The following is a 26,910-nucleotide window of genomic DNA, read 5'->3' on the forward strand; positions in this document are numbered from 1 at the left end:
GATGATCAGGAGGCGACGTGAAGAGCGCGCTCGTAACAGGGACGACAGGGCAGGATGGCAGCTATCTCGTGGAGCTGCTCCTTGCGAAGGGCTACGAGGTCCACGGACTGAAGCGCCGCTCATCGTCGTTCAACACCGCTCGGATTGAGGACGCGCTTAGGGGCGAGGGCCGCCGGCCCGAGCGATTCTCGATGCACTATGCCGATCTTTCGGATGCGGCGTCGATCACGAATCTGCTACGCGATATCGAGCCGGACGAGGTATACCATCTCGGAGCGCAGAGCCACGTCGCCGTATCGTTCGAGATTCCGGAGTACACGGCGGATATCACCGGTCTCGGGACCGTACGACTGCTGGAAGCCATTCGGGCATCAGGTCGTCGCATACGGTTCTATCAGGCGTCATCGTCGGAGATGTTTGGGTCGACTCCACCGCCCCAGAACGAGTCAACACCATTCCATCCCCGCAGCCCGTACGGCTCCGCGAAGGTGTTCGGATACTGGACGACCGTGAACTACCGCGAAGCGTATGGCATCCATGCCTCTAACGGGATCCTGTTCAACCACGAGAGCGCACGTAGGGGCGAGACCTTCGTGACGCGCAAGATCACCCGCGCGGTCGCGCGGATCGCGGCTGGCCTTCAGCCAGAACTGCGCCTCGGCAACCTCGATGCGGTGCGCGACTGGGGGTTCGCCCCAGAGTACGTCGAGGCAATGTGGCTGATGCTCCAGCAGGAGGAGCCTGACGACTACGTGGTGGCGACGGGGGAGGCGCATACCGTTCGTGAGTTCGCGGAGGCGGCCTTCGCACGGGTCGGGCTCGACTGGAGGCAGCATGTCGTCGAGGATGCTCGCTACGTACGCCCTGCCGAGGTGGATGCGCTCATCGGTGACGCTACAAAAGCCAAGGAGAAGCTGGGCTGGGAGCCACGGGTCCGCTTCACGGAACTCGTCCACCGTATGGTGGACGCGGATGTGGAGCTACTTGAGCATGAGCTCGCGGGGCGTCTGGTCCGAGTCGAACTGTGACGCCGCCTGAGTTCATTGTCGATCTGACATCGGTTTCGCCGACGACTGGTGGTGGCATCGGCAGGGTCGCAACCGGTGTCGTCGATGGTCTCGCTCGATCGGGTGCCGACCTCCGCTGCCTTGTGGGGTCTGGCACCTTGCTCGAATGGGTGGCGGCGCTGCCCGAAACGAAAATCGACGAGGTCGCCGTGCGCATGTCGGCCGGGAGCGCCTGGCAGGTTCGCTTGCGATCGATCCTTCCCCCGTCGCTTAAGACCAGTCGACTGGTCGGCGCGGTTCGCCGGATCCGCAGCGCGGCGGTCCGATCCGAGGCGGGCAACAACGTGGTCTGGTACCCGTTCCATCGAAGCCTGGCGACCGCAACGAACAGTGTCGTGACCGTCCACGATCTTCGAGTCTTCGAACCACAGCTGGCCTCCGTGATGGATCAACGGATAATCGCACAAAACGTCCAGAGTGCGAAGGCGATTGTCTGCAGCTGGCCGCATCCTTATGAGTCACTGCTCGAGCGGTTTCCTGAAGCGCGCGAGAAGGCTTTCCAGATCCCGCTACCCGTACTCAACGCAGGCCCGCCCCGGGAGCGTCGGAAGACGCCGACAGGGGACGTGACCTTGCTCTACCCTGCGTATATCACCGAGCACAAAAATCACGAGACGCTCATTCGCGCGCTCCCACTTCTTCCCGGCGCGCGGCTGATCCTCACTGGAGTCGAGAATGAACACGGGCGTTTCGTGCGCATGCTCGCTGAGCAGCTCGGGGTTGCAAGCCGAATCGAATGGCGCGGATACGTCGATGAGGACCATCTGGATAAGGCATACGACGAGGCGGACATTCTCGTGATGCCATCGCTGTGGGAGGCAGCAAGCGGGCCGGTACTCGAGGCCGTCATTCGTCGAATCCCATTCGTCTCTTCGGACATCGCTCCGCTCACGGCGCAGGTACGACACCTGGGGCTACCGGTAAGAGACTGGACCTTCCGTGCACGCGATGAACGAGCTCTGGCCGACGCCGTGACAGCGACGATGGCGTCTTACGAAGAACGCGTTATGGCGTTGGAAGGCCCTGCAAACATAGTCGGACAACGCACGTGGGACTCTACAGCGTCCGACTATCATCGTGTCTTTGCCTGGGTAGCCGGGGTTGGAGAGCAACCGACGGACCTGCAGCCGGAGGCGACGGTACGATGATTCCGATCTCGGCTCCAAGCCTCACTGCGCTCGAGCGCGCTTACCTACTCGATGCCTTCGACAGCGGCTGGATATCTTCGCGTGGCACGTTCGTCGAGCGCGCCGAGGAGGCGTTACGGGAGGCGACCGGGGCTGAGCGCGCTGCGGTGGTAAGCAATGGGACGGTGGGCTTGCACCTCGCACTTCTTGCCGCAGGCGTCGGCCCGGGCGACGAAATCGTAATGCCCAGCCTGAGCTATGTAGCGACGATGAATGCGGCGCTCTATATTGGCGCCCGGCCGGTTTTGGTGGATGTCGACCCGATGACCTGGAACATCGACCCAAATGAGGTCGAGCGCGCTATAACGGCACGGACGCGCGCAGTAGTCGCAGTCGACCTCTACGGCAACCTGGCCGACTACGCAGCGCTGCGTCGACTGACAGGACCCCGTGAGATCGTCCTCATTGCGGACGCCGCAGAGTCGATCGGCGGGAGCTTCGACGGCCGACCGACCGGTTCCATCGCCGACATCTCCGTCTTCTCGTTTTTCGGCAACAAGGTAGTCACCTCCGGCGAAGGCGGCGCGGTCACGACCGGCAACGGCGACTATGACGGCGTTGTCCGTCAGCTACGCAATCAGGGCAACTCCACTACGCGCCGGTACTTTCACGATGTGCTCGGCTACAACTACAGAATGACCAACTTGGCAGCCGCGATCCTCTGTGGCCAGCTCGAGCGCTTGGACGACCTAGTATCGCAGCGGCGGCTCGTTCTCGACTGGTATGAGAAGCGCCTGGCCAACGTTCCCCGGATCCGACTACAGCAGGTTGCCTCGGGTGCCGAGCGCTCTCCCTGGATGATGACGGTGTGTATCGACGGGTGGTCGGCCGACGACCGAGAGGGCGCGATCGAAATGCTCGCGCAAGAGGGCATCGAAACGCGCCCCGCGTTCGTTCCGATGCAGGACATGCCGTATGTCTCTGACGCTATTGCAGCCACGACCACACCCGTAAGCTCGCGCATCGGCCGAGAAGGAATCAGCCTGCCGACGTTCCCCGGCCTAACCGAAGAGGAGGTGGACCTAGTCTGTGTTCGCCTCTCCTCCATCGTCGAGCGGGAACAGTAATGCATTCACTGACGAGCAGCGGTCTGCTGGTCCGTTGAGCAGAGACATAAGAGCCTTCGCGGACAAGGCCTTGGGGCGACGCCGAGTGATCTTCGCGATCGCGGCGAACGGCTTCGTGAGTCTGACCAGCCTGCTACTCTCCGTCGCGATCGCTCGCAGTTCGGACACCTGGGGTTTTGGTCAGTTCTCCATCGCTATGGTGGTGTACCTTTTCGCCATCGGGCTGATACGAGCTGCGATTACTGAGACCACGCTGGCCGTCGAACCAACAGAGAGTAGCAACGGTCGCGGCTTCCGCCGGGCCGCGCTCGTATCGATCGCCGCCGCCGCCGTGTTGGTGGTCGTCGGGCTCATCGCCGAGAATGCGTACATAGTCATACTGGCGGTCACGCTGAATGGCCTAGTCTGCCTGGACTATCTCCGTACGGTGGAGGCAGCTCTGTACAGAGCGCAAACTTCCCTCGTACAGGGCACTCTGTGGTCTGCGGTTGCCGGGGCTGTGGCAGTCGCCTCGTTGTTTGGGCACTTCGACCCTCTCGTTGTCTTCGCAGTCTGGGCGGTGAGCGGCGCGTTCATCGGCTATGTCTCCGCGTTGCGGGCCCGGCTGTCGCTGGCACCCTGGTGGGCGCGGCATGCGGAAGAGACCCGGGCTGCGTGGCTCTTTTCCCTCGATTACGCCGCGGGATCCGGTGGATCGGCCCTCAGCACGGCGCTGCTCGGTGTGACGAGTTCGGCGACGACAGTCGGGGCGCTGCGCGGCGGAGGTACGATCCTCGGTCCGGTGAGCCTTCTGTCTACGACTGTGCGCTCTTTGATCATCCCCTACCTCACTCGCGCTCGGCGCGTCGGTGGCCGCTACGAGTTCAGCCGTGCCGCGGGAATCGCACTGGCTCTGGCGGTGGCGCTGGGCGTCCCGGCTGCATTGCTTTGCCTCTTGCCGACCTCTGTCGGCACGGTTCTACTCGGCGCGACGTGGCACGCAGCGGCACCGCTGCTCCCTGCGTTGGCGATTGAGTCCGTTCTGGCACTTGTGGGCAACATCGCGTCGGCGGGACACCGCTCGCGACTCGCTGGGTCACGGTCACTTGCTTTGCGGCTCTCAGTCGGGATCCCTCGCCCATTCATTGTGATCGTGGCGGCAGCGACGATGGGCGCTCCCGGCGCGGCCTGGGCCATGGCAGCGCTTGCCGTGCTCAATGTCTTGATCTGGTGGACGAGCTATTGGCAGCTCAGTCGAGCGACGGACCGGGGCGCTGTGCCCGCGGCCTGAACGCAAGTAGCACGACGAGGATCGGCACGAACGAGACGAGGGCCTGCAGGTAACCAACCACCGTGTCCGGGAACGTCGAGGACCAGCCGAAGAGAAGTGATGCGGCCAGCACAACCATACAGAGCGCGATCGGCCCGGCGCGGACGGCGCGGCTCACCAGCAAGCAGAACACCACTGCAGCCACGAAATAGAAAACGACGATCGCAATCGGCCCGTAGAAGAAGTACAGCGTCCCGATCGAGAGGAAGTTGAACGACGAAGTCGAGGAACCGCCAAGGATCTGGTTGATCAGGCGTGCCGAGGAAATGTCGGGCCGTCCTGGGTCTAGGACGCGCGGCACAATGCCGTATCGAATCACCTGGAATGCGTCCAATTGCCCCGCATTGACGGGCACGTTGAATTGCGCAACCGCGGTGAGCTGTTCGTCGAATCGCAAGCGGTCCCACGCTGAAACCGATTTGTCTACCGATGCTCCAACCTCAACACGGAGCGCATTCCTCAGCGAGAAGAGAGTGGGCCAAGCAAGCAGTACGAGAAGCAGGGCGATAGCCAGCGTTCGCAGGCGAACAAAGCCCATGAGGAGCGCGAAAAGCAGTACCGCGGTGACAAATTGCACCAATGGTGCTGTAACAGTGGTCTGTAAGGCACCCCACAGCTCGATGAGGGCGAGCATAAGTGTGCCGAGCCACGCGACCCGCTTGGGATATATTCCTTGCATCGCGCAAGCAAAGAGAAGGCCGACCGCGAACAGATTCCACGATGCGAACAGGCCCGCGACGCTGGTAAAGGCGGATCGCTGCTGACCGGTCAACTGTGACAGTAGCGATCCGCCGCCTGATGCGACGAACGCAATCCGTGCCAATGCGGCCACCGCAATCACTGCAACAGTCGTGACTTTGAGCGCCGTGCTGCGCGGCGCTGTTGCCAGCACCCCTGAGGTCCTACGGAGGCGGAGTGGTAGCAGGAGCGTCTCGGCAGCGAATGTGCCGAGCAGTGCAAGCGCGAGCAGCCCCAGGAGGAATGAGAGTTTGGGATTGGACTCGATGATCGCAATCGGAATGATGAAGCCGAAGTAGGGTGCGACAACGAACAAGCTCGCCGGAAAGAGTTGCAGGACGCGTCCTTTTACCTGAGGCTTCGGCTTCGAGGAGGAAGCCTCCGGAGTATGACGCGCGCCGCCGCCTACCGGTGCAAGGGGTTCCGGCGCGTTCATCGCGCCGGAACCCCTTTTACGGTGGTTCTAGGGGGAACGTCGCGCACGACACAGGCAGCCGCCCCCACGACACTGCTTGAGCCAACCCGCAGACGCTCGAGCACCACGGCGCCCGCACCAATGAGCACGGCCTCTTCAACGAAAACGTTGCCAGAGACGACCGCTCCAGGATTCACCGATACGTGGTCTGCTAATACGACGTCGTGTCCGATAGTCGCGTTCGGGTTCACATGAACGTGCCGACCGGTACGAACGTTCGTTGAGAGCTGGGCACCGGCGCAGATCACCGATCCCTTCCCCAACGTAACCTCCGTGCCGAGGCACGCTCTGGGATGTACAACTCCGGGGTGGCTCCGTAGGCCCGCAGCTTGGTAGCGCTCGTCAATGCGCTTCTTTGCGGCTGGGTCGCCCACGCATACCAGGTAAGGAATAGAAGGGTCGCCCTCCAGGAGCCACTCCTCATCACCGCCGAAGACCGAGACAGGTCTGGAACGGGCCGCCAGTAGCGCTCCGGCGTCGGCGTCTAGCGTTGCATCGACTACAGCCACTACCTCGATCGCGACCTCGGGGCGCGCATTATTGTGCGCCTCGATAACGTCGAGGGTCTCTCGTGCGAAGCCGCCTCCGCCGATGATGACCACCTGCGTGGGACCCACCGTAAGCAGGGGAATTGTCATCGGCGGATACCCGCGCGTTGGTGATGGCGAGTCGCGGTCGAGTGGATGAAGGCAACAACCCGCGAAGACGTGTCGTCGATTTCGTAACCCGTTGGCAACTCCGCTTTTCGCCGCCGCTCCCCGCGCCCGAGCACAAGGCGCACGGACCGCAGAACGTCGTCGGTCGCGACACCCGCCATCACAATCGCCCCGGCGTCGAGCGCCTCGGGGCGCTCGATCGCGTCGCGAAGGGTGACGGCAGGGAAGCCGAGAATGCTCGACTCCTCACTGATGGTGCCGCTGTCGGAAAGGACAAGCTTTGCTGACTGTTGAAGCCGCACATAATCGTTGAAGCCGAACGGTGGATGGAAGCGCAGCCTCGACTTAAGATCGGTCGGCTGTGATTCGAGGCGCTTTTTCGTGCGCGGATGTGTCGAAACCAGAACTGGGGCGTCATATTCATCCGCGAGGCTGTTCAGCGCGCTCAGTACAGACGTGAGTCGGTCCGGGTTGTCGACGTTCTCCTCGCGGTGCAGGCTCACGAGAAAGTACCCGCCCTCGGTAAGACCCTGCCTTTGGACGACGTTGTTTGTTGCTATGGCCTCCCCGTTCGCCGCGAGAACCTCACGCAGGGGCGACCCCGTAAGCAGAATCCGTGACGGGTGGATACCTTCGGCGAGGAGGTTCCGGCGGGCGTGCTCTGTGTACACCAAGTTGTAGTCGGAGACATGGTCAACCATGCGACGGTTGACTTCTTCCGGCACGTTTTCATCGAAGCATCGATTGCCGGCTTCCATGTGGTAGACGGGAATTTTCAGCCGGCGCGCCATGAGGGCAGAGATACAACTGTTGGTGTCCCCGAGCACAACCATGGCATCAGGCTTCTCCGCGAGTAGCACGGCCTCGATCTTGGTGAGCACCGACCCAAGAACAGCACCGAGGGAGCTCGTGTCTGCTTCTAAGAAGTGGTCGGGTCGGCGCAGCCCGAGATCTTCGAAGAACACCTCGTTGAGCTCGTAGTCATAGTTCTGGCCCGTGTGTACCAGTATGTGATCGGTCGTCTCGTCGAGCAGTTTGATCGTGGCTGCGAGTCGGATTATCTCCGGGCGGGTGCCGACGACCGTAAGCACTTTGATTAGAGGCGTGGTCATACGTGCTCCGGGATTGTGTCTGGGCGTTGGGGATCGAATAGCTCATTGGACCAGAAGGATGTACACAGCGGTGAATCGCCTACGTTGGTGATGTTGTGCGCCCACAACGTCGGCATGTCGATACTGACGGGCGACTCGCTCGTCACGCTGAACGTGTGCACCTCGGTAGTGAAAAGCCGTCGCAACGCAATGACCGCCTCGCCGGCAAGCACAGTAAAGCGCTCGACTTTGCGACGGTGGTAGTGCTGCCCTCGCGTTATCGTCGGGGATGTTGTCGAGAACGAGGTCTGGCCAGGGCCACCCTGGGCGCGAACGACCTCGAAGAACGATCCGCGCGCGTCCGCGTGCCGGTCGAGCGGAATGGGCGTCGTCGACGCGAAGGCTGCGGCGCGGTACGTGTTGAACAGGTCTCGGTCAAAGTGCGATGACAAGTCCGGGATCTGGCCGCCGCGCGCATAGGTCTCTGCGATCGCCGTTAGTCGGGACAGGATGCCAGAGACGGTCTCCCGAACCTGCAACTTCGCGGCAGCCTCCTGCGTGAGCGCACCCAGAAGTAGGTCCGCAGCATTCTGAGCGTGCAAGAGCGCGAGCTCCTGATCCACGTCGAGGCGGGGCGTCTCGCCGACCGCGATCTGGTGGGCGAACGTCGCGACTACGGAGTTGTAGTACGGCAGGCCGTGTTCGCCGAACAAGTTGGGCAGTCGTTCATCGATGAACATGGCACCGGCGCGCTCGGCGGCAGAATGAAGGATGTCGGCCGCCTTCGCCTTCGCCTCACCATAGACCGTGCCGTTACCGGCCTGGATCGAGTCGGCGAAGACCACCACCGAGGGTGGGCATGCTGCTCGCTCCACTGCCTCGGCGATCTGCCGGGCGAAGAGCAGGTTGCCGTCGAGCACGTCCTCTTCCGACCCACGGTTGACGCCGGCGATGTGCACGAGACGGGAAGCGCCCGAGACCGTGTCAGCCGCAGCCGCGATGTCGAACCGGGCTCCCACCCTGAGCGTGCTGGCCGGCAGCCCCAGAGCGTGCGCGGCACACCGGGTATGCCAGCCGAGAAACCCGCCTGCTCCGCTTACGGCGATCGTCACGGGACGGCCGTCCGCGCCGGCTCGATCCCGGCCGCAAGCAACTCGGTCCTGACCTCCGGGAGGTCGAGGAGCATCTCCTCGACCTCGGAGACGGACAGACGTGTTGTTGTGTGCGAGTCGTAATCGGAATATTCGGTCTGCGTTGTGTCGCCTTCTTCGACATACACGTTGTAGTTCAGGTTTCGCTTGTCCGCGGAGATTTTGAAATAGTCGCCGTGGTCGGTAGCGCGCGCCAATTCCTCGCGGCTGGCCAGTACCTCAGAGACCTTCTCGGCGTGCCGAGTGCCGATCACCTCGATCTGAGGGGAAACGTGGAAGAGGTTCGCTACGGCTCTCGCCAAATCGCCGATGGTGCACGCGGGTGCCTTGCGGATGAAGAGGTCGCCTTGCTCGGCATGGCGAAACGCGAACTCGACGAGGTCAACCGATTGGGCCAGCGACATCATGAACCGTGTCATATCCAGATTGGTCACCGTCAGCTTTCCACCGGACTTCAGCTGGCGGATAAAGAGCGGGATGACAGACCCCCGCGAGTACATCACGTTGCCGTAGCGCACGCAGCATACGGTGGTCTCGGCGTGTGGGTTATTGAGCCCGTGCGACTGGGCCACCTTCTCCATCATCGCCTTGCTCATGCCCATCGCGTTGACGGGGTAGACGGCCTTATCCGTACTCAAGCAGACGAGCGATTGGACGCCGGCCGCCTCAGAGGCTCGTACGACGTTCTCACTGCCGACCACGTTGGTCTTCACGGCCTCCATCGGGAAGAACTCGCACGAAGGCACCTGCTTGAGGGCGGCCGCATGGAACACGTAGTCCACGTCTTTGACGGCGCGTGCCACGCTGTCGAAATCACGAACGTCGCCGACGTAGAACCGAGCACGAGAGTCCTGCAGTTCGTGGCGCATAAGATCCTGCTTGGCCTCATCGCGGCTGAGGATACGGACCTCTGCCACGTCGCGGGAAAGGAGCTTCTCGGCAACAGTGTGACCGAATGACCCTGTTCCGCCTGTGATGAGAACGCGCTTGTTCGCGTACTCCGTTTCGCTCACCGGTCTCTCCTTGACTTGGGGTTCTCTTGCTGTTGTTCAGCGGAAGGTTCAAGCCCGGTACGCGGGGAAGAAGCCGTCCCGGTCCGACGCAGCACTTGAAGCGGCGTGCGCGTGGCTCAGCCGCCGGTATTCCTCGTCGTTAATGATTCGTGTCCCGACCTTGAAGGGGCGGACGCCGTCCGGCGCGAACGAGCGCTTGTACCGAAAGATCCCATCGTCGGGAGCGTATCCTCCGCCGAGCACAAACCAGCGCCGCCCGGACTCGGCTGCCCAACGCATTATCTCGACTTTCAAGGCGTCGTTCGGCCGCGACGCGAAAGCCTCGCCGAGTGTTCCGCCAAGGAATGAGTAGACGCTTTTTGCCGACAGCAGCACCAACTCTGTTGAGACGACGATGTTGTCCTGGAGTGCGTGGAAGTAGACGAATTGTCCTGGAAGCTCACCATGGATTGTCGCGAAGAAGTCCGGCCCGAAGTAGTAGCTGCTCGCGGCGCCTCGCCGGTCCATCGTCGCGGTGTAAATGCTGGCAAAGTCGTCGAACAACGCACCTGTTGTGTCGACTCGGACCTCGATACCGGAGCGGCGCGCCTTGTTGACGTTTTTGCGCACCTTGTGCTCGAAACTCATCCAGAGGTCCTCCGGCGTGCGCCCGAGGTCGACGACGATGTTGTCCTGCTTCACCGTCGGCTCAGTTGGATAGGGCAACAGCGCGTCGTCGAACAGGCTCAGCCGTACGAACTCTGTTACGACTCGATTGTCGACGGACCAGCCCGCGAAAGCGCGCCAGAAATCATGCGCGAGCGCGTTCCGGTCTACCACGTCCCAGGCGTAGGCGCCGCCGTACCCGTACGGAGTGATGATGTCGGTGAGGTCAGTTTGGCCGGCAGCTGTCGAGGGCACGCGCCGAAGGACGAAGGGAAAGAGCACTGAACCCGCGTCAGAGTGTACGACCGCGGCCAAAGCCCGACTGTGCTCTTCCGCGAACAGTGAGACGTACGCGGGATGCGCTTGAACCTCCCGTGCGGCCCAGCTGTTCCAATGATCGAGCCAATCCTGCCGCTCGTTTGGTTGGGACGAGTCGAGCACTCTGAACTCTGTGTCGATCATGAGGCCGCCCTTGGCTCACTGGCGAGGTGACGTCGGAAGGACTCGATCATGCCCCCGAGGTCGCCGGTCTGGACATCCTGGTGGACCGGGAAGTTGAGTATGTGACGCGAGAGCGTTGTCAGTTCCGGGAAACGGCCCTGACACTCCTCGATGAGTGTGTGGTAGAGACTCACCACACCGTAACCGTCGGCATTCATGCCGAAGTAGATGTTGTCGCGCCCGTCCCCGAGAACCACGACTGGAAGTGTTTGAGGGACGTCGTTGTATGCCAGGCTCGGCCAGAGCAGCTCGAAGTCGCGTCCCCGCTCGGGCAGCGATGCGAGACGATCGGTCAGCTCCAGGAAGACGCGTCGCCGCGTGTGCGCAATCCCACCCCAGTCGTAGTCGAGGAGGCGTTGAGCCAGTTCCGGGCGACTGGACGCCTGCCGGGTCATCAGCTCCGGGCATAGATATTGCACCATCCCGCCATCGGCGAACGGGAACATCTTGTGCAGCGAGTACAGGGTGACGTGACCATGTTTCCCGGCGCCTCCGCTGACGTGAGCAGTAAAGAACCCGTGGGCGAGATCTTCGACCAGCAACGCTCCATACTTGTCGGCTAGAGCGCGCACCTCCGCTATCCGTGGCTCGCTACGGCCGAAGTAGTGAATTACCACCACCACGCGGTAGATCTGCTCGGCGAGCGCGCGTTGCAGGTCGTCGAGGTTCACGGTCAGGTCGCTCCGAAGATCGTAGAACCCTCTTCGTACACCGACCTCGCGCACGGGATCGAGTACTCCGCTGCCTTCGCGAGGAGATTGGCCGATGTAGCCAGGGAGTAGCACGCCTTCATCCGGCGATTTCAGCGTGTTGGTCAGGAAGTCGCGCATGCCCGCTCGCGCAGATTCGTAGAACAGCGTTGGCCGGCGAGCCGTGCTTACTTCAAGCGCGGTTTTCTGCACGATCATTTGATCGCTCCTCACGGATGGGTTCAGCCCGGCCGACGTTGAGACTCATCCTGTCGGAGAGAAGAAGGACATCGTGGGGGACATCCAGCTTCTCTTCGACGGACTCGGGCACGACGGCGAAGGCTGTGGTGAGACTACCGAGAAGTCCGCGAGCACTCCCGAGGAGAGCGTCGTCTTCGAAGGTGTCACGTGAAAAGCAGCGCAGAACCGTCTCGCCGAGCACGCCGAGCTTGGGTGCGATGCCGGGCGGATCAAGTTGTAACTCGCAAAACCCATAACTGTTGTGCGCGGCGAGTGAAACCGGCAAACCACTCACGCGAGGCGGCTCCGCCGCGGGCGGGAGCGGACGGGTGACCCACGAGGCCGTTGTCACAGCCGAGAACCCCCAGTGTTCATAGAGGGAACGTGCCCTCTCGTTTTCTCGAAATGTGTCCAATGCGATCGTACGAAGATTGGGGTAGGCGCCAAGAAAGTCCTGGAACATGGCGGTCGCGAGCCCTTGGCCGCGGGCGGACGGGGCGACACAGATGTACGACAGCACGGCAGACCCGTCGGGGCCAGCCTTGAAATCAGCGAACCCGGCTGGCACGTCCGTGCCCTCCCCGACTGCAACAACGAGATGTCGTGGTTCGACCGAGCGAGGGTAGCGGATAGCTACTTCGAGAAACGCACCTATTCCGTGTTGGGTCGCCGTCATATATGGCCACAGGGACGGGGAGAAGGACTCACGTATCATCGCTGTGACTACCGGGATGTCCTCACTTCGGAGGCGGCGGATCATCGAGAAACCGGCCGTTCTCGGGCCGCCAGGCGTTCGTCATCAAGGTTCCGCATGACGGATTCTGGGTCTTCCACCACACCCGAACGTTTGAAGACGCGTGCGATTGTTTGAGCGACGATCCGTAAGTCGAGCCGCAGTGAAAGGGAGCGGACATAGGCTACGTCGTCGGCGAGCCGTGAATCCCACGAGGCGGTATTGCGTCCGTTGATCTGTGCTAGGCCAGTGACCCCCGGGCGTACCTCCAGCCTGAGCATCTCCTCTTCAGTGAAGTGCTCGGTGTAACGAACCAGGAGCGGGCGGGGGCCGACTAGTGACATGTCCCCCCGTAGTACGTTCCAGAGGCTCGGTAGTTCGTCAGCGCTCGTCGACCGCAAGAGTCGCCCGAATGCGGTGAGACGTTCGCCGTCGGGCAGCGGCGCTCCGGACTCGTCAGTTGCGTCGGTCATGGTGCGGAACTTCACAAGCTCGAACGGCTCGCCGTAGCGTCCCGGCCTGACCTGGCGGAACATCACGGGACTCCCGAGCTTGCGCCGGACTGCGAGGGAGAGCGCCGCAATGGGGAGGGAGAATACAACCAACCCCACGCTCGAGGCGACGACATCGCAGGCGCGCTTGGCTGCGAGCACATGCGGTTTCGAGAGGCTAGCTACCTCGAGTACGCGGGCGAATCGGGTGGCACCGACACGCAGGGAGAGGTGCTCGCTGTAATAGCGTTGGCCGGCTCGGCCAAGCTCGTCGCGCGCAACAGGGTCAAGGGCAGCGATCTCCCGCACGACTTCGGCCAGTTGCTGCGCGTTCTCCGGGTCGAAAGTTCGTCCAGCGCCGGCCTCTTCCACCATCCGTGCCGCGTCGCCGCGTACACCCATGAGGATCGGCCGCCCGGCCATCAGGTAGGCCTGAGTCTTGGAGGGGATCGTGATGCCGAATAGCGGGTCATCCTTGAGGTGAACGAGCAGAGCATCCGAGCGAGTCAGGAGCGGGCCGATCTCTGAGATGGGGCGGCGCGGAAGGAATGTCACGTTCGACAGTTCCCGTTGCTGCGCCTCGGCCTTGAGGGCGTTCCGTTCCAGGCCGTCTCCCACGAGCACGAAGCCGATGTCCGCCCGGTCGCGTAGTAGCTCCGCGGCGTCGAGAAGCGTGCCTAACCCTTGTGCCTTGCCGAGGTTGCCGGCGAAGGTGATCACGAATCGGCCGTCGGGGAAGGCTTCGTCGTCAGGAGATGACGCGTACGAGGTATCGGAGCCAACATCAATCTGTGCCTCGTCTGCCCAGTTCGGGATGACGGCAAGCTTGCGGCGTGGCACGCCGCGCGCGACCAGAGCGTTCTTGAAGCCATCAGAGAGAACGACAACGCGTGCGGCGCTCGTGTACACGCGTTTCATCACGCGCCCGACGACTGCTAGGGCACGAGGGTGCGTGAGCATTCCGGTTGCGGCAAGGGTGTCCGGCCAGAGATCCTGCACGTCGTAGACATACGGAACGCCCTTGAAGACCTTCAATACCATCGCCGGAATGCTGACTGTCGCCGGCGGGTGGTACACGTACGCGACGTCGGGTCGACGAGCGGCGAGAACGCCGAAAGCGGCTGCGATGGCGTATGAAACATAGTTGCCGATCCGCTTGACCGCCGAGCCGTCGTGGCTCGGGTACAGGGGCACCCGGAGAACGGGCACACCGTCCACGCTTTCCTTGCGATATCCGGAGATGCGATAGCCGTCGTAGATCTTGCCACCTGGGTAGTTCGGATATCCGGTGACAACCTGCACGTCGTGACCGAGTCGGATCAACTCTTTGGCGAACAGCAGCCCTTTGAAGGTCGGCTCAGGATCGAACCATTGAGTAATCATGAGGATCTTCATCAGTCCGTAGCTCCCATTCGGCCGCGACGGTGGCACGTTCAGGCATGTCCGCCGAAGAACTCGTCGAGGACAGACAGCACTCGCTCCACATCCTCCTCGCGGAGTGCCGAACCACTTGGGAGCGTAAGGCCGGTCGCGAAGAGGCGTTCGGCAGTACCGTTCAGGACCGCTGGCGCATTGGCGAAGACTGCCTGGAGGTGCATTGGTTTCCAGAGAGGACGGCTTTCGATGTTCGCCTCGACAAGGGCGACGCGGAGGTCGGATGCCGTCCAGCCTGCGGTCTTAGGGTCGACGATGATCGAGGTCAGCCAGCAATTGTCTTCGTCGTCCTGGGCGCCGCCGAAGACGGCGACGCCGGGTACGGCCTCGATCAAGGCACGGTAGGCGTCACGGACACGTCGGCGTCGGGTCATCATCTCGTCTAACCGAGTCAGCTGTGCGCGGCCGAGCGCGGCTAGCAGGTTGCTGAGACGGTAGTTGTATCCGATCTCCGTGTGCTCGTAGTGCACGGCGGGCTGTCTCGCCTGCGTCGAAAGGTAGCGGACACGGGCCGCCAGGTCTCCGTCGTCAGTGAGGAGCATCCCTCCGCCAGAAGTGGTCATGATCTTATTGCCGTTGAACGACAACGCGGACGCTGCACCGAACGATCCAGCGGGCCGGCCGCGGTGGCTCGCTCCGAGCGCCTCTGCGGCATCCGCGAGCACTGGCACACCGAAGCGCTCAGCGATCGGCAGCAACCGCGTGTAGTCGGCGGCCTTGCCGAGAAGGTCGACCGGTACGACGGCCCCCACTCGGGCGCCCGACGCCCGCAACTCGGTAAGCGCGCGCTCCAGGAGAGCCGGGTCCATGTTTCCCGACTCGAACTCGGAGTCCACGAAGTATGGCCGTGCGCCTGTGTAGACGATCGCGTTTGCTGTGGCGGCGAAGGTGAGGGTCGATGTAACCACCACGTCTCCAGGCAGTACACCTAGTGTCAAAAGGCCCAGATGCAGTGCGGCTGTTCCTGAGACGAGCGCGGCGGCATGCTGCACGCCAACCCGCTTCGCCACCTCCTGCTCGAATGCGTCGACGTCCGGACCCAATGGGGCAATCCAGCCTGAGCGGAACGCTTGCAGCAGGTACTGCTCCTCTACCTCGCCCACATCCGGGGACGACATGAGAACCCGTTCGAGCACCGGCACTGGCGGCCTTCCAATCATGCCAACGTCCCCCCTCGGACTGCCCACGGCGGGGGACCATGCGATCACCAAGCCATCGAGACCGAACCCACTTCTCTGTCGCCCGAAGTCCCAGAAGCTCCGTGCGCTCGAAGAGCGAATGCACTGTGGAGTCTACCGGCGCCTTTGTGACGAGAACGGTCAGGTTTCGCTGTCCCCGCTCTGATTGAATGACCGCATGTCCGACGACGAGCGTTCGACCCGCCGTTCGATCCACAGAAAGAAGCGCAGACCGCTCTTACGAAGCGTGCGGTTGTGGCTTCCGGTTGGATGTGCACTCGTCTTGATCTGTTTCGGGCTGATCGCGTTACGCGTGGGAGCCCATGCCGTCGCCGCGAAGAACGACCTCGAGGCTGCGGTTCCGCTTGCCGCGAAGGTGGAAGTGCAGATCCTTGCGGGCGACAATGCCGCGGCAGTAAGAACGGCGCTCGACGTAAGTCAAAAGACGACAGCCGCGCTGAATGAAACGAACGGACCGCTGTGGCGCGGAGTCGAGTGGGTTCCGTGGCTCGGCAAGAACCTTTCTGCCGTTCGCACCTTGGCCAGCGCCGCAGACGGTCTCGCTCAGCATGGACTCAGCCCGGCCGCCGCGATCAATCTGGACGCCTTCAAACCGGTGGACGGTCGCATCGACCCGCAGGCCATCCGCTCCCTCGTAGGAACGGTTGGAGAGGCGAAGGTTGCGGTTGACGCAGCACGCAGCAGCGTTTCTGGTATCAACCGCAGCGGACTGATCGGACAAGTGGACTCGGCCGTTACCAGTATCGATACGCAACTCAAAAAGGCGAGCGCGGTCGTCGACGCTCTCGATCCGATCGTACGGATTCTTCCTGGAGCGCTGGGCGCAGACGGGCCACGTCATTACCTGATGCTGTTTCAGGGCAATTCCGAGGTGCGTGCCGAGGGCGGCAACCCGGCCGCGTTGGCGCTGCTGACCGTCTCGGACGGCAGGATCGGCATCACGGCTCAGTACAACAGCAACCAGTTCCAGCAGGCGCGGGCGAACCCTGTGATTCCACTGCCCGCCGATGTCGAAAACATCTATTCGAAGATCATCGGAACGTATACACCCAACATCACGTCGACTCCGGACTTCACGTTGACGACACAACTTGCTCTCGCGTACCTGCAAGAGCTCGATGGCACGCATATCGACGGCGTGGTTTCCTTCGATCCGGTCGCTCTCAGTTACCTGCTCGCCGCCACCGGCCCGGTGACGCTTCAAACGGGGCAGACGCTGACAGCCCAGAACGCTGTCCCGCTACTGCTGAACCAGGTGTATTCGATCTATCCCGATCCTGTCGACCAGAACGTGTTCTTCGCCGAGGCCGCGAATTCCGTCTTCTCGGCGCTGACATCCGGCAAGGGGAGCCCGGCCGCGATGTTCGCAGCACTCCAACATGCAACTAAAGAGGGTCGACTGCTTCTGTGGAGCGCCGACCCAACTGAGGAGAAGATCTTCACCGCGTCGCGGATCGGGGGAGTGCTACCGGCATCCAATTCCAAGCAGACCGTCATCGGCACCTATTTCAATGACGTCACAGGGGCGAAGATGGACTACTTCGTCAAGGCGAAGGTGGCTGGCACCTCCAACCAGTGCACGACCAAGACGCCGACGTTCACCCAGATCGTGACCCTTTCGAACACGGTCACGACGGCTCAGATCCCATCACTGCCTCGATACGTGACCGGACCCTATTACAAGCCCGGCGACATCGGTACGGATGTCGTTGTGTACGGGCCTGTGGGCTCGACGCTTTCGTCGTGGAGGGTGGACGGCGCGGCAGCACAGGTACGGGCACTGGGCGAGATCGGTGGACGACCGGTCTTGCGGGTCTTCCTGGGCCTGTCGCCGCAGCAGAGCGCGACATTCACCTACACCTTCAAGGGAGCAAAGGGTGAGTACGGCCCACTCGAGGAGCAGACGACTCCAATGGTGTGGCCGACTCCGGCTACGGTGAGCACGCCGGGATGCGCTATAGGGAAGAAGTAGACGCAACCGGTTTGCGCCCCGGGAACACCACCCAGTGATACAACGCGAAACGCACGACCACGACGATGCCGATGCTCACGATGTTGACCGCGTTCACGACGAGGCCGCCGCGACTGAGCATCGCTTCACCGGCCCACACGATCACAGCACCTAGCACCGTGCAGAGGCCGTTGCCCAGCAGAAAGAGCACAGCCTCGCGCATCCGGCCGTGCCTGCCGCGATTGCGGAACGCCCACTCGCGGTTGCCGAAGTAGGCATTGATCAAAGCAATCAGCGACGAGGCCACCTTCGCCCACACCGGACTCCAACCGAACACCAGAAAGAAGAGGTTGAACAGGCCGATCTCGATCACCGTGCTCAACGCGCCGATGATCAGAAACCGGGCACTGATGCCGGCTGCTCGACGGACGCGTTCTGACGTGATCATGACTGCATTACGCTACATCGTGACAGTCGCCGCCAAGAGCCCCGCGGCATCCACCCGAAAGAGCAACGATGCACCTGCATGCCCTCACCGTGGTGATGCCCGCATACAACGAAGCCGACGGACTGCCCGGATTCATTCGCGAAGTCGTCGCGGCCGCTCATCCGTACACCGACTCGCTGCGCGTCGTCGTCGTCGACGACCGCTCGACGGATGACACGGCCCAGGTTCTCGAGGTGCTCGGTCTCGACATGCCGGAGCTGGATGTCGTGCGCTCGCCGAAGAACAAGGGGCATGGACCCACCGCCCTCGCCGCGTACCGTGCAGCGCTCGAAACGTCGCCGGATGCCGTGCTACACGTAGACGGTGACGGACAGTTCAGGGGGGAGGACTTTCCCCGTGTGCTGGAAGCACTCGAGGGGGTTCAGGTCGTGCATGGTGTGCGTAGCGGCAGGGAAGAGCCGTGGTTCCGGCGCGCCCTCACCAGCGCTGTTGGTGCGGGAGTCGCGTTGCTCGCGCACGGCCGTGTGCCCGATGTGAATACACCGCTTCGGCTGTACCGCACCCCGACGCTTCGCCGGCTTCTGGATGTCTGCCCGCCCGATGCACTTGTGCCTCACGTGCACTTCTCCATCGCCGAGCAGCGCCACCACGTGCCGCGTGCGTTTGTGGCTGTACGCAGCATCCCGAGGCGCGGCGCCTCAACCACGGGCACCATGTGGGGCGCCGCTCCCGCGAAGCCCAAGCTGCCACCCAAGCGTCTCATCCAGTTCAGCGCGCGAGCTGCCCGCGAAGTCTGGCAATACGACGTGCTGCGCCGCACGGTATCGCCTACGATCGCGGAAGAGCCGACGTGAGCGCGGAGACACGTGCCGTCCCGAGCCGGATGGATGTTGCCGCCGCGCGAGCCAGATTCATGCGAAGGGCAACGGGTGTGCTCTTCTGGCTGGTCTTCGCGGTCGTGATCCTCTCGCAGGTCGTCGTGGTGGCGCCCGAGTTCTTCACGACCCGCCTCTGGGAGGACGAGGCGTTCAACCTCACGGTTCCCCTTAACCTACTCGCCGGGCATGGATACTCGAGCGCCGGCCTGCTCGGCACCGGAACACTTTCGCCCTTCGACATACGCATCTCGACGGGGCCGGTCGTGCTGCTGCCGGTAGTGGCAGTGCTCTCGACGGGCATCGATCCCGTTGCCGGGGGGCGCTTCGTCTCGCTGCTGTTTTACGCAGGACTTCTGGTCGCACTCTGGCTGCTCGGCCACCGGATCGCGGGCCGCTGGGGAGCATTGATCGCCGTCGTCCTTCCGCTCGCGCTCAACACCAACCAGTTGCCCTCACCAGTGCAAGGTCCGGTCGACATTCTCGGCGAGTTCCCCGCGGCCGCGCTCATCGCATGGGCGATGGTCTGCGCACGCCGGCGCCCGTGGCTGGCCGGGCTGTTGCTGGGACTGGCGATCCAGACGAAGTTCATCTCTCTGCTTGCCGCACCGGCGCTGCTTGCCTTCTTGTGGCTATCGGTCGCTGGGGAGCCGTGGCGGGTTCGCCTGAGACGCTGTGTCTGGTTCACGGTCTGGGCCGCTGTACCCACGGCGCTGTACTGGCTTGTCGTGCTGATTTCGCTCGGCCCAGCCGCGTTCGTGACCAATGCGCACCAGTTCCTCTGGTTCCTCAAGACCGGTGGCCAGACGGCATCAGTCCCCCCGGATCAGAAGCTGACCGTGCTAGCGGACAGCTGGTTCGTTCAGAGCTGGGCCGTGATCGCGGTGATCGTGACGGCCATCGTTGCCGGCGCCCTGGCGGTAATCACAGTCCGCGCCGCTGCTCGCAGGGGTACCTCAGCGGATGAATCGGTGCAGGAAGCCGGTGCGACGACATCCGCCCGAGATGTGGTGCTCCTTCTCATCGCAGCCGGAATCAATCTGGCCACCTGGGTCGGCTGGTGGACGTTGTCGCGGGGAACACCCACGTGGATCCGGTATCCGGCGGCCGGACTGGTGGTGAGCATCCCGATGCTTGCCGCGGGCGTGGTGCTCTGCGTGCGGCTGCTGTGGACCCGCAGTTACGTGGCTGGTAGCGGGCCCGACGCGGACTCTCACGCCATGCCGAGCTCCTCGCCCGGGTGGATCTCACCGAAGATGCGACGCCCTCTGGGATCGTTTATCGCGGTCGTCGCGGCCATCGCATGTGCGGTGATCGTGGTGTCTACCGGGGTCAGCGTGCAGCGGCACGCGGTCGCGGCGCAGGTTCCCGACTACGGCGAGACACTGTCGCAGCAACGCGATGTCGCCCGTCAGCTGGCGGCGCTCGATGACAAGAAGTTCGCGACACCGTGGGGAAGTCAGCTCGGTGCGATTCTGCTCAGCGGCGTGCCGTTCACGAATATGAGCGGCCCGGATGCCGCGCGTCTGCCCACCGTGCTGTGGACGCCAGAGTTCAACGATCCGGGACAAACCGCGCTCGACGGGCTGATCAGGTCGACCTGCAAGCGCGATGTCGTGCGCATCGCGGCGCAGTACGCGGTGTGCCGCATCAGCTAAGGGCCCACCTGCTGGACGCCTCACAACAAGGAACGCCCGAGCACCCCCCTTTCTCGTGCCACTTGCTTCTCGCATGAGCAGCCCTCAAGAGCGGTCTGCTTGAATGACCGGCATGCCCGACTCCACCGTTGTGCCAGCGCGCCGCAGGCGCGGGCGCGTCGTCGTCTGGTCGATCGTCGGCGTGGTCGTGTTCCTCATCGCGTGCGGCGTGTGGATCGCGGTACGCGGGCTGCAGGCGAAGGATGCGTTGCAGGCATCCCTCCCGCTCGTCGACAAGGTTGAGTCGCAGATCTCCTCGGGCGACGCGAAGGGTGCAGCAGCAAGCGCCCGGGTACTGTCCGATCGCTTGCGTACGGCTCGGGACGATACGGGAGACCCGATCTGGCGGGCGGCCGAGATCATCCCCGGCATCGGGCCGAACCTCTCCGCCGTACGGCTGGTGGCGGCTTCGGCGTCCGATGTGACCGATCGAGCTCTTGTTCCGCTGGCCGGGCTGGCCGGCACCATGAATCTCTCGAGCTTCAGCCCGGTGAACGGCAAGGTTCCGCTGAAGCCGGTGGCGGAGGCGGCGCCGACGATCACGCGGGCGAACGCGGCTCTGCAGTCGGACCTCGCCACGGTCCGCTCGATCGACGCCTCCGGCACGGTCGGTCCGGTGCGCGATGCGGTTCAGAAGCTGCGGGGTGCGCTCGAGAAGGCCGGAGCGGTTACGGATGCCGCCAGCCGGGCCGCGCAACTGCTACCCGGCATGCTCGGTGAGGATGGTCCACGCGAATACGTGCTCGTGGTGCAGAACAATGCGGAAGCACGCTCCACCGGTGGCATCGTCGGTGCGCTGGCGCTGCTGCGCGCGGACGACGGCGCGATCTCGCTGGTGAGCCAGGCATCCGCATCCGACTTCCCGCAACTCGACAGCCCCGTGATGGCGTTGCCCGCCGGCACGACCAAGCTGTACGGCAACCTGCCAGGGGAATTCATCCAGGACGTCACGATGACGCCGAACTTCGCGACATCCGGGGAGCTCGTGCGCGCCATGTGGCAGAAGCGGTTCGGTACGAAGATCGACGGCGTGGTCTCGATGGACCCGGTGGCGCTCAGCTATCTGCTCAAGGGGACAGGGCCGATTCCGCTGCCGGATGGAGAGCAGCTCACGAGCGACAACGCGGTACAGGTGCTGCTGAGTGAGTCGTACGCCCGCTTCAACGACCCCTTGGCGCAGAACGCGTTCTTCGCCGCTGCCGCCGCGGCCGTCTTCGGCAAAGTAGCGAGCGGTCAGTTCGACACCACGGCAATGTTGCATGCGCTGACACAGGCATCCGACGAGCACCGACTGCTGCTGTGGAGTGGCGACAAGCACGAGCAAGCGATCATCGCCGGCACGCCGCTCGCGGGAGGCCTGCCCGCCGGCTCGCAGGATGCGCCGCGATTCGGTGTCTATCTGAACGATGCGACCGGCGCCAAGATGGACTACTACCTCCACACGACGGTCGGTCTCGGGGGCGCGAAGTGCCGTAACGATGGTCGAGTGAGCTACCTTGTGCGGGTCACGCTGACCAGCGACGCACCGGCCGATGCCGCGCAGTCGTTGCCGTGGTACGTCACGGGCGGTGGGCTTTCGGGGGTGCCGGCAGGGCAGACCGACACGACGCTCGCCATCTATGCGCCCACGGGTTTCGTCACCGTCGGCGCGACCAGCGCGGGCAAGAATGTCGACATCCGGCGTGTGACGGACGAGGGCCGCAGTGTTGCCCAACTGCTGGTCAGGCTGAAGCCGGGGCAGAGCGCCACCTATGATTTCCAGTACGTCGGCGCACCTGTCACCGGGTCGGCGGATCCGTCGACCAGTTCCGGCGCACAGGTGACACCGGGCGTGTGGGCGACCGAGGTGAAGCAGGCATCCTTCGAGTGCTCCGATGTGCTCCAGTGAGGGCCACGGTGCCTGCTTCGCCCGGCATACTGCGCTGATCTTGAGGTCTTGCGGCAATCTTGATCCCTTTACACCCGATCGGGGGACTGCTTCAAGCATCCGCTCTCGATACGCTCTTCTTAACCCGAAAATGCCTCACCAACCCGAAGGTAGGCTCCCCAATGAAACGCCGTCTTTTGGCGTGCCTCGGCGGGCTCGGAATAGTGGCAGCAGTCACTTTATCCGCGCCCCTCGCTGCGGCAGCCGACAGTTACGTACCCACTGACCCCTGCGAAAATGGGGGCTGCAGCAACTCGGTGAATGTGCCCAGCAGCGGCCTCGCCGATACCGGCAGCACCGTCTCCTGGCCGCTCATCGGCCTGGCCGGTGCGGCAGTCGTCGTCGGCGGAGGCGCACTCGTCGTCTCTCGGCGCCGCTCGCATCGATCGAGCTGAGGCTCGAGTCGTTCCAGTCTCTCCGTCGTCGCTCTTGGCACGACCGGACGGAAGAACGCGCCCTCTGAGCCCTCGTCTACCCCTAATGAGGATGCCCACAATTAGGGACATGAGGAATCCTCAGGAACCGATACACTCTTCCTAGTCGAGGTTCACTCGCCTTCTCGGACCCGAAACCGAGGAGAACAAGCGGCGAACCTCGCAGGCTTCAAAGCCCGCTTACCCGAACCCGAGGTGCCCCAGTGGCCGCATGGACCGGGGCGACACGCGAGACCCGAACCGCGTGCCGCCCCTATGCGCCGCACCACCAGGCTTTCGCCTGCCGTGCGTGCACAGCATCAGAGCGCTGCGAGTGTGCAGCATGACCGGGCTGGATGACCGCCGGTCGATAACTGTAGGACGGCCCGCGTTCCCGCGCCTCGGCGCAGGTACTCGCGCCGGCCACCTCTCCGCCGAACAGCGGTGGAGCCGCAGCTACCGCACTCGGCTGATCGCGAGCGACGGCCTGATTGTCACGGCGTCCGTGGCGGGAGCGTTTCTCGCACGCTTCGGTGTCAGCAGCACCGACCTCGGCGGCCTCGATGAGTTGTACTGGGTCATTGCCTTCACGGTGGTCGCCACCTGGCTGGCGCTGCTCGCGGCATTCCATACCCGCGACCCGCGGATCATCGGTGTAGGGTTCGCCGAATATCGCAGGGTCGCGAGCGCGAGCGCCTTCACTTTCGGGTCGCTGGCCATCATCTTCTTGGTCGGCAAGGTGGAGGTGGCTCGTGGCTTCTTCGTGCTTACGCTCCCCTTCGGGCTGGCAGCACTGACGGTCAGCAGGTGGCTCTGGCGCCAGTGGCTGACGAGACAACGGGCCAACGGCCGCTACCTCTCCCGTGCGCTCGTCGGCGGTTCGGCGGCGGACGTCGCCTACGTAGTCGATCAGATCGACCGCAACGCGGGCGCGACTTACCACATCGTCGGGGCTGCGATCGACGGTACGGGCCGCGAGTCCGAGCATCCCAATCCCGGCGTTCCGGTCGTTGCCGACCTCGCGAACCTGGCGATGGCCGCAGCGAACCTGCAGGTCGACACCGTGATCCTGGCAGGGCAGCCGAGCGACGATCGCGGGTTCGTGCGCGACCTGAGCTGGCAGCTGGAAGGAGCGGCGACCGACCTCGTACTGGCGGCGGGGCTGACGGATGTGGCGGGACCGCGCATCCACTTCCGGCCAGTCGAGGGGCTGCCGCTCATCCACGTGGAGATACCGCAGTTCGATGGGGCGAAGCACGTTCTCAAGCGAGCACTCGACGTGGTGCTCTCAGGGCTTGCCTTGTTCGTGCTCGCGCCGCTCTTCGCGGTGCTCGCCGTCCTCGTGCGTCTGGACAGCCCTGGCGGCGCGTTCTTCAGCCAGCAGCGAGTCGGCCGTAATGGCGAGCGCTTCACGATGTACAAGTTCCGAAGCATGGTCGCCTCTTCGGAGGCGGATGCCGCACAGTTGGCTTCGAAGAACGACGGTGCCGGACTGCTCTTCAAGCTGAAGGACGACCCGCGAGTGACGCGCGTCGGCCGCATCATCCGCAAGTACTCGCTCGACGAGTTGCCTCAGCTGTGGAACGTCTTCACCGGCGACATGAGCCTCGTCGGACCGCGGCCACCGCTGCCGAAGGAGGTCGCTGCGTACGAGAACCACGTGCAGCGCCGGCTCTTCATCAAGCCAGGACTGACCGGCATGTGGCAGGTCAACGGCCGTAGCGATCTGAGCTGGGACGAGAGCGTGCGGCTCGACCTGTACTACGTGGAGAACTGGTCGCTGACCGGTGACCTCATCATTCTGTGGCGTACGGCGAAGGTGCTGGTGAAGCCCGTCGGCGCGTACTGAGGGGTTGCACGGCGAGGGTTAGCACCGAGGAGCGGCCGCTGACGCCGGCTTCTCAACCCGTACGCCACGGAACCGTGCCCGCACGTGCCGCACGCATCCGTGGTTGGTGCGTGCATCTCGTCGATCGGCTATTCCTTTTGCGGGTCCTCCTCCGGAAGGTACGCAGCGGCCTGCAAAGTGAAGAGTTCTGCATAGACACCATCCAGGCGCATCAGCTCGTCATGAGTGCCGCTTTCGACCACGCGACCGGCGTCCATGACGTATATGCGATCCGCGTTGCGCACCGTCGAGAACCGGTGAGAGATCACTAGCGCCGACTTGCCGTTGATCACGCTGCGCAACGACGAGAACAGGTCGTACTCGGCGCGTGGATCGAGTGCCGACGTCGGTTCATCCAGCACGACAAGGGGCGCGTCGCGATAGAACGCGCGTGCGATGGCTACCCGTTGCCACTGCCCTCCGGACAGATCGCTACCGCCGTCAAACCATCGCGTCAGCGGCGTCTCGTAGCCGTTCGGAAGTTCAGAGAGGAATCCGTCGGCGCCTGACGCCATCGCTGCGGCCCGCACCCGTTTGTCGTCCGGTTCGTCGTCGGCGCGTCCGAGAGCTATGTTTGTTCGGCCGTCCATTGCGAAGCGGACGAAGTCTTGGAAGATCATGGCCGTGCTTGCGCGCACTGTTCCGGGCGCGAGCGATGTGGCGCTTGTGCCGTCCCAGCGAATCGACCCTCGGTCCACCGGATAGAGCCCGGCGATGATCTTTGCGAGCGTCGTCTTGCCCGACCCGTTCTCGCCGACGAGTGCGACGACCTCTCCTTTGCGAATCCGGATGCTCACGTCGTTGAGAGCCGGCTCGTCGCGTCCGGGATATGAAAAGACGATCCCTTCCGCGTCGATCTGCTGAAAATCGAGCGGGCTTGCGAGCGCCTCTACCTCGGAGTCGCGAGGAGTCAGCGAGATGAACTCCTCCAAATCGTCGATGAACAGCCCGGACTCGAAAATCGTCTGCACGCCGACCGTGAGCGACTGCACTTGCGATGCGAGCATTCGGACTGCGACCAGTGCCGCACCGGCGGAAGCAACGGTCAGGCCGCCGATGGAGATCAGCCATACCAGCATCAGGAGCGTGACGCCGAGGACGATCGCGGAGACGAGCTGTCCGACGACGTTGTAGCCCCCACGCCGCCGGAGATGCGCGCTGAGATCGCCGAGATATCGCGCGTAGAGGTCGTTGAATCGCGCCCTGAGGAAGCGCGCCAAACCGAATGCCCGTACCTCCTTCGCTTCATCGCGGCCGGTGAGGAGTATCGAGGTGTACATGCGCTGGCGGAGCGCTTGTGTCTGTTCGACATTGAACCGAAACTCCAGCCGGCTCTCGCGGCGACTGGTCAGCAGTACCGGAAGTCCACTCAAGATGAGCAACGGAAGCAAGAGAGGATTGAAGGTGGCCAGCGTGATAGCGAGGCCGAGTCCAGATGCAACAGAGCCGATCACGGCGATGAGCCCGTTCGTGACTTGGAAAGGCCGGTTCAGAGCGTTGTTGCGTACGCGATCCAAGCGGTCGAAGAATTCGGGGGATTCGAACCGTCTCAATCCCACAGTCGTCGAGACGTCGAGCAGCCGCTCCCACATCGCTCGGGTGACCGACTCGCCGACATAACGACTCAAAAAGCTCTGGATGGAACCCACGACGGCGCTCGCAGCAGTCGAGAGGGCGAGCACGACTACGGCGGCCACGAGTTCGGTAAGAGACGAAGCCGGCGTGTGCAGCGCAAGTATCCCCGACAGCACCCACTGCACCGAGAGCACCTGCACTGCCAACAAGCCCGCACCGGCTAGTTGGAGAATTACCAACCAGAGGAAGGGTCCTCGCGCGGCCGACCACACCAGGGTGAGGCTGAAGGCGATCAATCGCCAGAGTCGGCCGAGACTTTTGCGCTCGCCTCCTTTCGACCTCGTTTCGCTCACGCCCTGAGCGTACTCGGAGACCGCGTGCCCCTATCTGGGGCAAGAGCATCTTGCCCTTTACCCTTTTGGTCGGCAGTGCAAAAAGCTAAGGTTTCCT

21 protein-coding genes are annotated in these 26,910 nt (G+C 63.4%); 9 read left to right on the forward strand and 12 right to left on the reverse strand.

Annotated features, from left to right (window positions below; all coding sequences use genetic code 11):
* Window positions 1-17 precede the first annotated feature (17 nt).
* The 4 genes from gmd to ACYVI5_RS00835 are packed head-to-tail and all read left to right on the forward strand — an operon-like array spanning window position 18 to window position 4,591.
* Window positions 18-1,028, forward strand: coding sequence for a GDP-mannose 4,6-dehydratase (gene gmd / locus ACYVI5_RS00820; RefSeq protein ID WP_460578595.1), 1,011 nt, complete (start codon window positions 18-20; stop codon window positions 1,026-1,028).
* Window positions 1,025-2,215, forward strand: a complete 1,191-nt coding sequence (locus tag ACYVI5_RS00825; protein WP_460578596.1) for a glycosyltransferase family 4 protein — start codon at window positions 1,025-1,027, stop codon at window positions 2,213-2,215. The genes gmd and ACYVI5_RS00825 overlap by 4 nt, the downstream gene beginning before the upstream one ends.
* Complete coding sequence (locus ACYVI5_RS00830) at window positions 2,212-3,321, forward strand: DegT/DnrJ/EryC1/StrS family aminotransferase (protein ID WP_460578597.1); 1,110 nt, start codon at window positions 2,212-2,214, stop codon at window positions 3,319-3,321. Before ACYVI5_RS00825 ends, ACYVI5_RS00830 begins: the two co-directional genes overlap by 4 nt.
* A gap of 34 nt (window positions 3,322-3,355) precedes the next feature.
* On the forward strand, window positions 3,356-4,591 hold the full coding sequence (locus ACYVI5_RS00835) for an MATE family efflux transporter (protein ID WP_460578598.1): 1,236 nt from the start codon (window positions 3,356-3,358) through the stop codon (window positions 4,589-4,591).
* On the opposite strand, the gene ACYVI5_RS00840 is transcribed toward ACYVI5_RS00835, so the two are convergent.
* Genes ACYVI5_RS00840 through ACYVI5_RS00885 form a run of 10 tightly spaced genes read right to left on the reverse strand, consistent with a single transcriptional unit; the run spans window position 4,551 to window position 15,605 of the window.
* Window positions 4,551-5,804, reverse strand: coding sequence for a hypothetical protein (locus ACYVI5_RS00840; RefSeq protein ID WP_460578599.1), 1,254 nt, complete (start codon window positions 5,802-5,804; stop codon window positions 4,551-4,553). The two genes, ACYVI5_RS00835 and ACYVI5_RS00840, sit on opposite strands and share 41 nt — an antisense overlap.
* Window positions 5,801-6,445: a NeuD/PglB/VioB family sugar acetyltransferase gene (locus ACYVI5_RS00845; protein ID WP_460578600.1), complete on the reverse strand. Its 645-nt coding sequence runs from the start codon at window positions 6,443-6,445 to the stop codon at window positions 5,801-5,803. Before ACYVI5_RS00845 ends, ACYVI5_RS00840 begins: the two co-directional genes overlap by 4 nt.
* A 32-nt stretch (window positions 6,446-6,477) precedes the next feature.
* On the reverse strand, window positions 6,478-7,611 hold the full coding sequence (gene wecB, locus ACYVI5_RS00850; RefSeq protein ID WP_460578601.1) for a UDP-N-acetyl glucosamine 2-epimerase: 1,134 nt from the start codon (window positions 7,609-7,611) through the stop codon (window positions 6,478-6,480).
* Window positions 7,608-8,702: a polysaccharide biosynthesis C-terminal domain-containing protein gene (locus tag ACYVI5_RS00855; RefSeq protein WP_460578602.1), complete on the reverse strand. Its 1,095-nt coding sequence runs from the start codon at window positions 8,700-8,702 to the stop codon at window positions 7,608-7,610. Before ACYVI5_RS00855 ends, wecB begins: the two co-directional genes overlap by 4 nt.
* Complete coding sequence (locus ACYVI5_RS00860) at window positions 8,699-9,754, reverse strand: SDR family NAD(P)-dependent oxidoreductase (RefSeq protein ID WP_460578603.1); 1,056 nt, start codon at window positions 9,752-9,754, stop codon at window positions 8,699-8,701. Before ACYVI5_RS00860 ends, ACYVI5_RS00855 begins: the two co-directional genes overlap by 4 nt.
* A 48-nt stretch (window positions 9,755-9,802) precedes the next feature.
* Window positions 9,803-10,861, reverse strand: a complete 1,059-nt coding sequence (locus ACYVI5_RS00865) for a GNAT family N-acetyltransferase (protein WP_460578604.1) — start codon at window positions 10,859-10,861, stop codon at window positions 9,803-9,805.
* Window positions 10,858-11,808, reverse strand: coding sequence for an aspartate aminotransferase family protein (locus ACYVI5_RS00870; RefSeq protein WP_460578605.1), 951 nt, complete (start codon window positions 11,806-11,808; stop codon window positions 10,858-10,860). Before ACYVI5_RS00870 ends, ACYVI5_RS00865 begins: the two co-directional genes overlap by 4 nt.
* Window positions 11,783-12,589, reverse strand: a complete 807-nt coding sequence (locus tag ACYVI5_RS00875) for a GNAT family N-acetyltransferase (protein WP_460578606.1) — start codon at window positions 12,587-12,589, stop codon at window positions 11,783-11,785. The genes ACYVI5_RS00870 and ACYVI5_RS00875 overlap by 26 nt, the downstream gene beginning before the upstream one ends.
* Entirely contained in the window at window positions 12,586-14,448 is a 1,863-nt protein-coding gene (locus ACYVI5_RS00880; RefSeq protein WP_460578607.1) for a sugar transferase, read from the reverse strand. Before ACYVI5_RS00880 ends, ACYVI5_RS00875 begins: the two co-directional genes overlap by 4 nt.
* Window positions 14,449-14,486: 38 nt before the next feature.
* On the reverse strand, window positions 14,487-15,605 hold the full coding sequence (locus ACYVI5_RS00885) for a DegT/DnrJ/EryC1/StrS family aminotransferase (protein WP_460578608.1): 1,119 nt from the start codon (window positions 15,603-15,605) through the stop codon (window positions 14,487-14,489).
* A 373-nt stretch (window positions 15,606-15,978) separates the two neighbouring features.
* On the opposite strand from ACYVI5_RS00885, the gene ACYVI5_RS00890 reads away from it, so the two are divergent.
* A complete protein-coding gene (locus tag ACYVI5_RS00890) occupies window positions 15,979-17,658 on the forward strand; it encodes a DUF4012 domain-containing protein (RefSeq protein ID WP_460578609.1) in 1,680 nt (559 codons plus the stop codon).
* Here the strand turns inward: ACYVI5_RS00890 and ACYVI5_RS00895 are convergent.
* Window positions 17,642-18,085, reverse strand: a complete 444-nt coding sequence (locus ACYVI5_RS00895) for a GtrA family protein (protein WP_460578610.1) — start codon at window positions 18,083-18,085, stop codon at window positions 17,642-17,644. The two genes, ACYVI5_RS00890 and ACYVI5_RS00895, sit on opposite strands and share 17 nt — an antisense overlap.
* Window positions 18,086-18,153: 68 nt before the next feature.
* Here ACYVI5_RS00895 and ACYVI5_RS00900 point away from each other — a divergent pair, with 68 nt between their 5' ends.
* The 4 genes from ACYVI5_RS00900 (at window position 18,154) to ACYVI5_RS00915 (ending at window position 24,846) form a co-directional block, all read left to right on the forward strand.
* Entirely contained in the window at window positions 18,154-18,939 is a 786-nt protein-coding gene (locus ACYVI5_RS00900; protein ID WP_460578611.1) for a glycosyltransferase family 2 protein, read from the forward strand.
* Between the two features lie 59 nt (window positions 18,940-18,998).
* Window positions 18,999-20,618, forward strand: a complete 1,620-nt coding sequence (locus ACYVI5_RS00905) for a hypothetical protein (RefSeq protein WP_460578612.1) — start codon at window positions 18,999-19,001, stop codon at window positions 20,616-20,618.
* 112 nt (window positions 20,619-20,730) lie between these two features.
* The gene (locus tag ACYVI5_RS00910) at window positions 20,731-22,545 is read left to right on the forward strand and encodes a DUF4012 domain-containing protein (RefSeq protein ID WP_460578613.1); all 1,815 of its coding nucleotides are present in this window, start codon (window positions 20,731-20,733) and stop codon (window positions 22,543-22,545) included.
* A gap of 762 nt (window positions 22,546-23,307) precedes the next feature.
* On the forward strand, window positions 23,308-24,846 hold the full coding sequence (locus tag ACYVI5_RS00915; RefSeq protein WP_460578614.1) for a sugar transferase: 1,539 nt from the start codon (window positions 23,308-23,310) through the stop codon (window positions 24,844-24,846).
* Window positions 24,847-24,974: 128 nt separating this feature from the next.
* On the opposite strand, the gene ACYVI5_RS00920 is transcribed toward ACYVI5_RS00915, so the two are convergent.
* The gene (locus ACYVI5_RS00920; protein ID WP_460578615.1) at window positions 24,975-26,813 is read right to left on the reverse strand and encodes an ABC transporter ATP-binding protein; all 1,839 of its coding nucleotides are present in this window, start codon (window positions 26,811-26,813) and stop codon (window positions 24,975-24,977) included.
* Between the last annotated feature and the right edge of the window lie 97 nt (window positions 26,814-26,910).

This window comes from Humibacter ginsengisoli, assembly GCF_054780095.1.